At 56.8% G+C, this 10,476-nt stretch carries 9 protein-coding genes; all 9 read left to right on the plus strand.

Translation table 11 applies throughout. The features are described 5' to 3' along the window. Positions 1-1,258: ATP-dependent helicase (locus tag VGE80_RS10320; protein ID WP_440592605.1), on the plus strand; the 1,258-nt coding region annotated here is incomplete at its 5' end. A 615-nt stretch (positions 1,259-1,873) separates the two neighbouring features. Then, the gene (locus VGE80_RS10325; RefSeq protein WP_397569820.1) at positions 1,874-3,409 is read left to right on the plus strand and encodes a S8 family peptidase; all 1,536 of its coding nucleotides are present in this window, start codon (positions 1,874-1,876) and stop codon (positions 3,407-3,409) included. Positions 3,410-3,447: 38 nt separating this feature from the next. Further along, positions 3,448-4,032: a hypothetical protein gene (locus VGE80_RS10330; protein ID WP_373652338.1), complete on the plus strand. Its 585-nt coding sequence runs from the start codon at positions 3,448-3,450 to the stop codon at positions 4,030-4,032. Positions 4,033-4,550: 518 nt separating this feature from the next. After that, positions 4,551-4,958: a TspO/MBR family protein gene (locus VGE80_RS10335; protein ID WP_373652339.1), complete on the plus strand. Its 408-nt coding sequence runs from the start codon at positions 4,551-4,553 to the stop codon at positions 4,956-4,958. Positions 4,959-5,473: 515 nt separating this feature from the next. After that, positions 5,474-5,962, plus strand: coding sequence for a fasciclin domain-containing protein (locus VGE80_RS10340; RefSeq protein ID WP_373652340.1), 489 nt, complete (start codon positions 5,474-5,476; stop codon positions 5,960-5,962). 84 nt (positions 5,963-6,046) lie between these two features. Continuing rightward, the gene (locus VGE80_RS10345) at positions 6,047-6,613 is read left to right on the plus strand and encodes a sigma-70 family RNA polymerase sigma factor (protein WP_440592606.1); all 567 of its coding nucleotides are present in this window, start codon (positions 6,047-6,049) and stop codon (positions 6,611-6,613) included. Further along, entirely contained in the window at positions 6,610-7,410 is an 801-nt protein-coding gene (locus VGE80_RS10350) for an anti-sigma factor domain-containing protein (protein WP_440592607.1), read from the plus strand. The genes VGE80_RS10345 and VGE80_RS10350 overlap by 4 nt, the downstream gene beginning before the upstream one ends. A gap of 248 nt (positions 7,411-7,658) precedes the next feature. Beyond that, a complete protein-coding gene (locus VGE80_RS10355) occupies positions 7,659-8,450 on the plus strand; it encodes a heme-binding protein (protein WP_440592608.1) in 792 nt (263 codons plus the stop codon). Positions 8,451-8,665: 215 nt separating this feature from the next. Beyond that, the coding region (locus tag VGE80_RS10360; RefSeq protein WP_440592609.1) for a LamG-like jellyroll fold domain-containing protein at positions 8,666-10,476 on the plus strand (1,811 nt) is incomplete at its 3' end.

The following is a 10,476-nucleotide window of genomic DNA, read 5'->3' on the forward strand; positions in this document are numbered from 1 at the left end:
CGAAATCAAGGACGTGCTGGCCTATCTGCGGCTGATCGAGAATGCCCGCGACCGGGTCGCCTTCCTGCGGGTCGTCAATGCCCCTGCCCGCGGTGTGGGAAAAAGCTCACTGACCCGCTTTCTGCAGTGGGTCGATGCCGAGGGACAGGAATTGCTCGACGCGGCCCGTCATTCGGAACGCGTTCCCGGTCTCTCGAAAAAGGCTGCTGTCGGACTGCGTGCCTTCGCCGCGCTGATCGATGAATTCAGTCAACTGGCCGCCAACCCATTTGGGGACGATGCAGGATCGACCGAATTCAACTTCGACGACATCGAGAACAAATCTGCGGAATCGGCCCCGGAGCACGGCCCCGTGTCGACCATCGTCCGGGCAGTACTGGAACGAACGGGTTACTACCGCCAGTTTGAAGGCTCCATCGAAGAAGAAGACGTCCAGCGGAAATCCAACGTCGATGAACTGCTCAGTTCCGCCAGCTTATACGACGCTCAGATGGCGGAGACGGAAGAGGTCGCAACCCTGGGCGGATTTCTGGAAACCGCCAGTCTGGTCCAGGACGTCGACTCGCTCAGTGACGACAGCGGTGCGGTGACACTGATGACGTTGCACGCGGCCAAAGGACTCGAATTTCCCAACGTCTACCTGATCGGCGTCGAACAGAACCTGATCCCTCACGAACGGTCGTTGCGGGAAAACGACCGATTGCCCCTGGAAGAAGAACGTCGCCTGCTCTTCGTGGGAATCACGCGCGCCCAGGAGCGATTGGTTCTCACGCACACGCTGCGCCGGGAAATGCATGGCCGAACGCTCTCGACGATTACCAGCGACTTTATTCAGGAACTGTTTGTCGAGAAGCACAGTGTCAATGAGATCGAGTTCGCTGACGAGTCCTCTGCCTTTGATGGCTTCGAACCCGACCCTGATCCGGGGGATGATCATGACGAGATTGCCGTCCAGCACCCGGACTACGCGACGACTTTTCGCCGCAAGAAAGGGAAGACGACCAAGCGCAAACCACCGATCAATCCTCATCTCACCACAGGAGCCGCCCTGGAATCTGGGTCGCGCGAAGGAGTCGCACTGCCGCTGGGTTTTGCCGTGGGGATGCAGGTACGGCACCCCCGCTATGGACTGGGAACGGTCGTCGAAGTCAGCGGCTTTTCGCGAATGCGGACTGTCACCGTCGAGTTCAACACGGAAAGCCGGCGCGAAAGCTTCGTCGCCGCCAAGTGCCCCTTGCAGCCAGTCGGCCTGACCTAGTCTCAGCCACAGGCCGGCCGCAGCGGATGTCCCCTCGCTGTACCGAGGCGGCGCCAACCGCATCCGCGTTTTGTCTCACCCCGGCGTAAACAGGCCTCCAAGCGACTGCTAAAGTAAACCAGCTAACTTGCAGCCTCTGCGCAAGGGGCGGCGATTCGGGGACACATTCCCAGCAGAAACATGGGTGACTGCGGTTCTGAACAAGAGTTCCACGCCATCAGGCTTGGAGAACGCTGGTCGGAAAGCCGCTGTCCAACCGTCGGTCGCGACATGATTGATCTTTACCAAAATCAGGGGTTCGTCTAAATATTTTTGAGAAATGACATACGCCCTTGCAGGCAGGAGCTTTCAGCTCGCGGTTCATGTGATGGACGTTGATGGGGCGGTGCGGAGTCAGAATGGAGACTGACACCGTTTGTGATCGGGAACAGTATCCGCGTCATTGCGGCCTCTGGTGCTGATCAGTGACTCCCTCCAACGTCACAAAGTGCACTTCAACGAGTGACCGACGGTGAATCCCATCGCTCGCCGTCAGCAATCGAAGTGCTCGACGTAACGTCGAATCACCGTGCGAAGGACAAGGAAGTCACTGGCGAGAGTTTCATGAACAGGCGAATGTTTGTCCCATTGTGGTCTCTGGTCTGCGGACTGGCTCTGTTTCCGGCAGGCAGCCTCTACGCCGAACACTGGGCGATGCGTCCCAAAGCCAGTCGGCACCATAAGCTGGCTCCGGAACTGGACGTTCTGCGGCACTGCAAATCCCGGTACCGCGGGATCAATCGCCGGGGGAAGGCCGTCTTCGAAGTTCCCGCCGAGGAAAAGATGGCCATGCAGTCGATGGCCGTCAGCTTCGATCCGGATGGCGACAAGGTCCATCGCAAGGGACAGCGACTGCTGATTCACTACGAGAGCCCCGACAAAAAGCCGTCTGAAGAGACGATGAAAGCGGCGGGACTGTCGACTGTCGAAGACTACGAAGATGGTTCGTTCCTTGTCGTCGAACCCAACAGCGAAATCACCACGGAAACAGTGGAAGCATTGATCGCGGACGAAGCGGTGCTGCACGCGGCCCCGGATTACGTCGTGAGCGTCCCCCCAGCGGGCGAAGGTCAATCTGTCGTCGCCGCGTATGCCGCGACCGTGCCCAACGATCCGCTCCTGAAAAATCTTTGGGGGATGGAGAATATCGGAGCATCCAAAGTCTGGCCGACGATCCGCGAGTCTCCCAACATCATCGTTGCGGTGATCGATTCCGGAGTCGACTACAACCACCCTGATCTCCGCCCGAATATGTGGTCCAAGAACGGGAAGTTTGGTTACGACTTCTTCGATGACGACGCCGATCCGATGGACGAGCAGAATCACGGAACACACTGTGCCGGAACGATCGCTGCTGCTGGAAACAATGGCGTGGGCGTCGTCGGTGTCAGCTGGAAAACCCAGATCATGGCGCTGCGGTTTATCGGACCTGACGGCAGCGGGAACACGTCCGACGCCGTCAAAGCGATCGACTGGGCCGTCGCCAACGGAGCCCACATTATCTCGAACAGTTGGGCTGGTCCCAGCAGTGTCCCGGCACTGGAAGAAGCGATCGCCCGCGCGGAACGTCGTGGCGTCCTGTTCGTCGCTGCCGCGGGAAACTCACCCGGTAACGGTAACAACAACGATCGCTCGCCTTACTATCCCGCTGCGTGCTCCAGTTCGAACATCATCACCGTAGGGGCCATCGACGTGAACAATAACCGTGGCTCCTTCAGTCACTACGGCTCCAAGACCGTCGATATCGGTGCCCCTGGCGTGGCGATTGTCAGCACGGTCCGGAATAATCAGTACGCTCAGTACGACGGGACCTCCATGGCAGCCCCTCACGTCGCCGGCGCCGCGGCACTGGTCTGGGCCAAGACATTCGCCAATCCGGTTCAGGATCGAGCTCAAATGACGACGGTGAGAGATCTGATTTACGCGAATGCCCGACCTGTACCTGCTTTGAAAGGTCTGTGGGGTGATCTTCCCCCGGCCAAGGTGAGCGGCGGAGTGCTGGACATATCATTCCTATCAAAGGGATCTTCGAACGAACCGTCACCGAATACCCCCATCGCCCGTCGATTGGTCGAAAATCGGATGAAGGTCGATCCCGCCAGATTACGATGAGACGAATTAAACCTTACCTCCCGCATCGGGGATCAGCTATGTCCAGATGGGTCACCGCTTCGCTACTTGTCCTCGGCATTCTTGCGATTGCCGCCGGGCGCGTCTCGCTGTACGCGACAGAGTCCATTGCAGAGGTGATCTGTCACGGTAAGTTGCGCTGCGGTATGGTTGCCGTGGGGGGGGAAACCACGGGAACGAATCTCTCCCTGGGGGGGTTTTCGTGGGAATTACTGATTTCGGATCCCCAATTGAAGGATTTCGCAGAAGCCAATCACCATAAACTGGTGACGGCCACGGGGACGCTGCAGTACTTGAACACCCCTGAGCGTCCCGGTCGCTGGGTCGTCTCTGTCAATTCGTTGACCGCGCGGGATCCGAAGATCAAGGAAGATGCCGTCGCGATCACAGTGCGGGGAACCGTGGAAAAAACGAAGTCGACTCTCAAGTTGAAGACGGACGATTTTACCCTGACAATCACTCCTCCAGACAACGCTAAGCTGTTGAAGAAGTTGGATTCGCTTGAGTCCAGGACTGTGATTCTGAAAGGGCAAGTCGATCTCCCTAAGTCCCGAAGCACGGCGAAGACCCTCAAGATCACCCCCACCGAAGTCGTAGCGAACTGATTCTGGACGGCGCGCTGCACGACGGCGAGCACCAATCTGAGCGGCATCGATCGACTGCGATCACAAATGGCGTGCGCCCGTGGGCGACACCCATCGATGAAGTTCTCCTTGATCGTCTAAAGTTCTCGTTCCAAACGCCCCACCGTGTCGTGGCGCAGTTGAACGGACTACTCACGCAGTCAGTCCGCCGATTTTGCTGCCGACGGGCGAGCGTTCTTCCCCAGCCCGATTCAGCTCAACGCGTATCACCGAGATCCTTACGGCAGGCATGCCCAAGTCACGCACCGCAGACCACAGCAGGTGAACTTGACCCACGCCGCGGATCGAGCCTGATAAACGTTCCTCGCTTGACCCCGCATCGCCGCAGTCCCAGCGGGTGAACATCTTGACGGCGGCATTGACTCGGATGTTCCTCCGTCACATCTTACTCTCAGCTTCATGGCCTGCCTCGGCGAGACGCAAAGCCAAACAGGCAAGCATCATCGCTGAGAGCAAATTTGAGAAAAGGGATTCGTACGATGTCCTGGCTTGAATGGTACAACTCACTCGCAAAGCCAACCTGGACGCCTGCGCCCGCCACGATCGGACTCATCTGGCGGATTCTCTATCCGATCATCGCAATCAGTTTTGGATTCGTCTTCGTGCAGGCCGTGCGAAAAAAGATTCCGGTGTCCGTTGCCATTCCCTTCGCGATCAATCTGGTCGCCAATCTGATCTTCACACCGATTCAGTTCGGAATGCGAAACCTGCCACTGGCTGCCGTCGACATTCTCATCGTCTGGCTGACCCTCATCTGGTGCATGGTTGCCGTCTGGAGGCACTACCGCTGGGTCGCATTTGCGCAGATCCCCTATTTCATCTGGGTCACGATCGCCACCTCGCTGCAGCTCTCGATCACCTGGATGAACTCCGGCAAAGTCAATTGAAACTTCATCGGCACGCATCCAGGGTCATCCAGGACAGCTCAATCCCCTTCCTTCAAAACGGGACAAAAGTCCGTTCCGTCGGCGATGTCCAGGGTTCCCTCAGCAGCAGCCCGGCTCGTCTCCTTTCCCCGGATCGGTCGCGATTGGCCGCTTCTCAAAACTTGAGAACGAAGCACGTTTGAACGACGTGATCATCTCGCTCGGGTGCGACAATCCGAACGCTGCGGGTGGATTCCGTCCGGTGTTCCTGGACGCCGCCAGAGCGATGCATTGACAGCAAGTCAACTCCAGCGCCGCTGACTTCATTGGCCTGGCATCAGGACGCAGCGATCTTGCAGGGAAACTGGACTGCCAACGATTCTCAGAAAAACCTGCGACTTTTTTGCATCCGATTCTGCCGCGGCAGCGAAAACAGGTCTGAGCAGCTCACTCAAGAACGTCGCGACAAACTCTTAACAATCCCCAGGCGTTTCACCTCAGAAACGTTCAGTCAAAATTTAGATGAAGGTTTCTCAATGAAGTCGTTTTCAGTTCGCATGCTCGTACTGGCTTTGGTCACAAGCTTCAGCGGTCTTCTGAGTGCAGAAGACAAAGCCAAAGATATCGTCGACACCGCCGTTGCCGCAGGCAGTTTCAAGACGCTGGCCGCCGCACTGACGGCCGCCGACCTCGTTGATACCCTGAAGGGGAAGGGTCCCTTCACCGTCTTCGCCCCAACCGATGAAGCTTTCGCTAAGCTGCCGAAGGAAACACTGGAATCGCTGCTCAAGCCAGAGAACAAAAAGAAGCTGGCCTCGATCCTCACCTACCATGTTGTTCCCGGCAAAGTGCTGGCCAAGGACGTCGTTAAGCTTTCGAACGCGAAAACCGCCCAGGGCTCATCAGTGAAAATTGTGGTCAAAGATGGCAAAGTAATGGTAGACGGTGCCAATGTGGTCAAGACGGACATCGAAACCAGCAACGGCGTGATTCACGTGATCGACACAGTGATCATCCCCAAATAGGTCCCTACTGACGGACAATCGAGTGTCTGCGAGGTCGGCAGCGATGCCGGCCTCGCTACGTTGATGAAAACAGGAGAGATTGAATTGCAAGCGCCGATACTTCCCCGTGTAGCGCAGGGTGAGACGAATGCGATCGATGAATGCATCGACCGATATGGTGGTCTTGTCTGGTCACTTGCCTGCAGACTGTCACCTTCGACTGCTGACGCTGAAGACGCCGTCCAGGAAATCTTTGTGGATTTGTGGCGTAATGCGGGACGGTTTCGCGAAGAACTTGGCACGGAGGCAACCTACATTTCCGTCCTCGCGCGACGACGATTGATTGATCGGCTGCGAAAGATTCGTCGGAATCCCGAGCCACAATCCATTCAAGAGGCGGAGATTGACCTTCCCGCTCCTAAGCCGGTCTCCAGGCTTGAACTCGCAGAAGACGGAACACGGGCAACGGCCTGCCTCGAAAAACTTCGCCAGAACGAACGCGAAGTACTGGAACTTTCTATTTATCACGGTCTAACTCAATCGCGAATTGCAGAGCGGACTGGCGTCCCGTTGGGTACGGTGAAATCCTTGATTCGCCGCGCCCTGGTTCAGCTGCGTAACTGCATGCAGTTTGGTCGCCAGCTTGGTGTGGAAGGGGGGGTGCCCCTATGAACAATCCCGCAAACGGGGACAACGATCGTTGGGAAGAACTGCAAATCACGCGGTTATTGTTCGGACTCTCGCCAGACGAACAAACGGAATTTGATAGACTGGCAGAGCAGTCCCCTGTCGAACAGTTGCATCACTTCGAGCAGGTGGTTGCATCACTTGATCTCGTATGGTCGGATTCAACGTCAATGCCGCTGCCAGACCATCTTCGCAAGGCAATCAGATCGCGGGCCATTGAGGAACTGGGCGGTCCTGTCACCGTGCCGACCCGTCCGTCAGAACCAACTAAAACCAGTTCGCCCCGGTCCAGTAAGCTTCCGTGGCTGGTTGCAGCAGCGTGCATGGTCATCACAATGCTGACACTCTTCACGTCGAAGCTGGATCCACTCGATCCTTCCACCGCGCTGGACTTGTCACAGCAACGTTTGAAACTGATTTCGACCATCGACGATGTTGTCCAGGTGGACTGGGCGCCCGGTCCCACAGAGATCGCGAACGCGGCTGGCGACGTCGTCTGGAGTCCATCAGAGCAGTCCGGATTCATGCGTTTCCGTGGCCTGCCCGTTAATGATCCCACTCGGGAACAGTATCAGTTGTGGATCTTTGACAAGAATCAGGACGACAAGACTCCCATCGATGGCGGTGTTTTCGACATTTCGTCCGAACAGGAGGCGATCGTTACTATTCATGCGAAGCTCAGGGTTCAAGAAGCCTATCTCTTCGCGGTGACGATCGAGAAGCCGGGCGGTGTTGTGGTTTCGTCACGCGAACGATTGCCGCTGCTGGCTGAAGTCAAGTAGCTGCGGCATCGGTGCAGATTGTTGCCGACGACATGATTAAGGTCCGCTGAGAGACAAGTCTGGCGCCCGTTTCAGCAACCCGCTGGACAGGATTCCTCGGGTTCAATGATGTGCAATCACCTCAACAAACTAAGATGGATTCAGGATCGACTATGATGACACAATCAAGAGCAATGGCTTGCCTGATTGCATTTTGCACCGCTTCGTTCTTGTATTCCTCGCAGACCGGTCACGGGGAGGATCGAGCCATGACTCCGGTCGAGGTCGCCGACAAATTGGATGCGGCATTGAGCACGGCGGAATCACTGCGTGACCCGGTGAAAGAGCTCGCGCACTTGCAAGCCGCGGCGTTGGAAGCGATGAACGCGGCACCGGCGAATGTGGTCCTGGCAGAGTCATTCACAAAAACGGCCACGTCGAAGGAGTCGGATTCCAAGAAATTTGTCAAACAATGGCGGACCGCCATCAAAGAAGCACGCGACATTTTACGGTTCGAACCTCAAGAGGAAGCCCCCCGACCTGAGGGATTCCCGGAACTGACACCAGTTGGTGAGATCCGTCTGCAGCAGTACCCCAAATATCGACTCGCGAAAACCGAGATGACGCTGATTGAAGGACGGGCTTTCTGGACTTTGTTCAATCACATCAAGGAGCGCGATATTGCAATGACTGCTCCGGTCGAGGTGACCTATGCGAGTAACGAAAAAGCGACCAAGAAGACGTCCATGTCTTTCCTTTATCGCACCACCGAGCAAGGCAGCCTCGGCCCCGCTGACAAGGTTGAAGTGGTCGATATTCCCGCTCAGACGGTCATCAGTATCGGAATCCGTGGTACCGCAAATCGGGATCGAGTCTCAGAGGCCAGACGTCACCTCGATACGTGGCTGCTCGCACATCAGGACGAGTATGAATCGTGTGGCCCCCTGCGAGTGATGAGTCATAACAGTCCTTTCGTATCGGACAGCAAGCAATACTCCGAAGTACAGCTGCCCGTTCGCCTCAAGGACAGCCCCGCGGAAACGGCTCCGCGACAAGATTAATCAGCAGGTTCCAAGCGAGGTTTAATTTTTTGACCTCGCTTGCAGGCAATCTCGGCCGTTTCCTGGCTGCTCGCTTCCCGAGTCCCCCGTGGAGGAAATCAGCAGCGGGAACAAACCTGATCCAGAGCAGATTTGCCTCGATCCACTGGCGGAATCGCATAGGTTCATTAACATGCGTTTCAGACTCGAATCACGCCACAGAGAGAGTGCCAAAAATGCTGAAACGGCCCCTGATTGTATTTCTTTATCTGGCCTCGCTGGTCCTTTCACCGGTTTCAGTAGTACACGCAGCCGACGACCTGTTCCGCGATGAGAATCTCGTTGCCTGGTGCATCGTTCCCTTCGATTCTAAGAAACGCGGTCCCGAAGACCGTGCGGCCATGCTCGAGAAGCTCGGCTTTTCGAAGTTCGCGTACGACTATCGTGCCGAGCATATTCCGACGTTCGATGCAGAAATCGAAGCCTTGAAACGGCACAACGTCGAACTGACAGCCTGGTGGTTTCCCACCGTCTTGAACGACGAAGCGAAAATGACGCTCGAAGTCTTCAAGAAGCACAAAGTCACCCCGCAGCTTTGGGTCACCGGAGGGGGGGGCCCCACCGCAACCCCCCAGGAGCAGCGTCAGCGAGTCATCGACGAAGCAGCCCGGATTCGGCCAATCGCACTGGCGGCTGAACAGGCTGGCTGCAAGGTTGCTCTGTACAATCACGGCGGCTGGTTCGGACAGCCCGAGAATCAAATCGCGATCATCAAAGAACTGGAACTTCCCAATGTCGGAATCGTTTACAACCAGCACCACGGACATGAGCACCTTGATCGCTTTCCCCAGCTTCTGAAGGCAATGCTGCCGTATCTCTACACGTTAAACCTCAACGGAATGGTGATCGACGGGGATAAAAAGGGGCAGAAGATTATCCAACTGGGTCAGGGTGATCTGGACCTCGCACTTCTGAAGGTAATTCGGGACAGCGGGTACAAAGGTCCGATCGGCATCCTGGGACATACCGACGATGATGCGGAAGAACGATTGCACGACAACCTGGATGGTCTCCATTGGTTGAAACCGCAACTCGCCGGCAAACCGGCAGGTCCCAAACCTGTCCCGCGAACTCCCGTCCCGGTGCCACAAGCCGCACTCCCCCGAGTCACCCCCGCCGACCGACTGACGGCAGGCAAATTTGGACGCGCTTTCAATGCCGCGGGAGGCGGTGTCTCTGTCGCCGCGCAAGAAGGTTTTCGGCAGTTTCCCCTGACCGTCGAATGCTGGACACAACTGACGGACAAGGGCCCCTACAACATCCTGGTTGCGCACGAAGACAAGTCGTCAGGGACGCATTGGGAACTCTTCTCGATGGCCGGTAATGGTCATCTGACGGTTTACACGCCCGGGTTTACTCCTGACCACTGCCATTCCACTGCCAATATCTGCGACGGGAAATGGCATCATGTGGCGATGGTCCTGGAAGCGGATCGCATTCGATTGTTTGTCGATGCCAGGCAAGTTGCCAGCCAGCCAGTCCAGCGCACTGACAGGCAAACCGTCCCTGGAGGACTGGCGATCGGCAGCCTCGTCGATCAGGGGATCGGATGCAGTGGTCTGATTGATGAGGTACGTATTTCACGCGGCGTTCGGACGTTTGAGGCCTCCCCTTCCGGCCCCTTTGAAGTCGACGAGACGACCCTGGGGCTTTGGCATTTCGATGAATTGAAGGACGAAAAGCATTTTGACGACGCCACCGGCAAGAGCACGGCCTCTGTGACTCAGGCTGCCGCTGCCGCCGGTTCCCCGTCAAAAAAAAAGGATCGAATTGAAGGACATTGGGGTGAAGACGCACTCGGCTTTCGGTGGACCGAGGAAGATTCACGCGATGATCGTTTTGGCCAGATGGATACTGGCCCCTTCTTCAGCGGATCAATTACCGGCCCGGGCGGTACCGTCTACAAGGGGATTGTTGTCCGCGTCGGTCCAGAGCAGACGGATGCTGTTCTTTACGACACAGAACTGATGCGCGCCTCGGCCGGATG

The organism is Schlesneria sp., from assembly GCF_036405755.1.
GTDB lineage: Bacteria > Planctomycetota > Planctomycetia > Planctomycetales > Planctomycetaceae > Schlesneria > Schlesneria sphaerica.

What these genes read in the sequence shown, in the direction of transcription:
- VGE80_RS10350 (WP_440592607.1), top strand. Translation starts at nt 6,610, where the DNA reads ATGAACAATCCCGCAAACGGGGACAACGATCGTTGGGAAGAACTGCAA.
- VGE80_RS10355 (WP_440592608.1), top strand. Translation starts at nt 7,659, where the DNA reads ATGACTCCGGTCGAGGTCGCCGACAAATTGGATGCGGCATTGAGCACG.
- VGE80_RS10340 (WP_373652340.1), top strand. Translation starts at nt 5,474, where the DNA reads ATGAAGTCGTTTTCAGTTCGCATGCTCGTACTGGCTTTGGTCACAAGC.
- VGE80_RS10330 (WP_373652338.1), top strand. Translation starts at nt 3,448, where the DNA reads ATGTCCAGATGGGTCACCGCTTCGCTACTTGTCCTCGGCATTCTTGCG.
- VGE80_RS10335 (WP_373652339.1), top strand. Translation starts at nt 4,551, where the DNA reads ATGTCCTGGCTTGAATGGTACAACTCACTCGCAAAGCCAACCTGGACG.
- VGE80_RS10325 (WP_397569820.1), top strand. Translation starts at nt 1,874, where the DNA reads ATGTTTGTCCCATTGTGGTCTCTGGTCTGCGGACTGGCTCTGTTTCCG.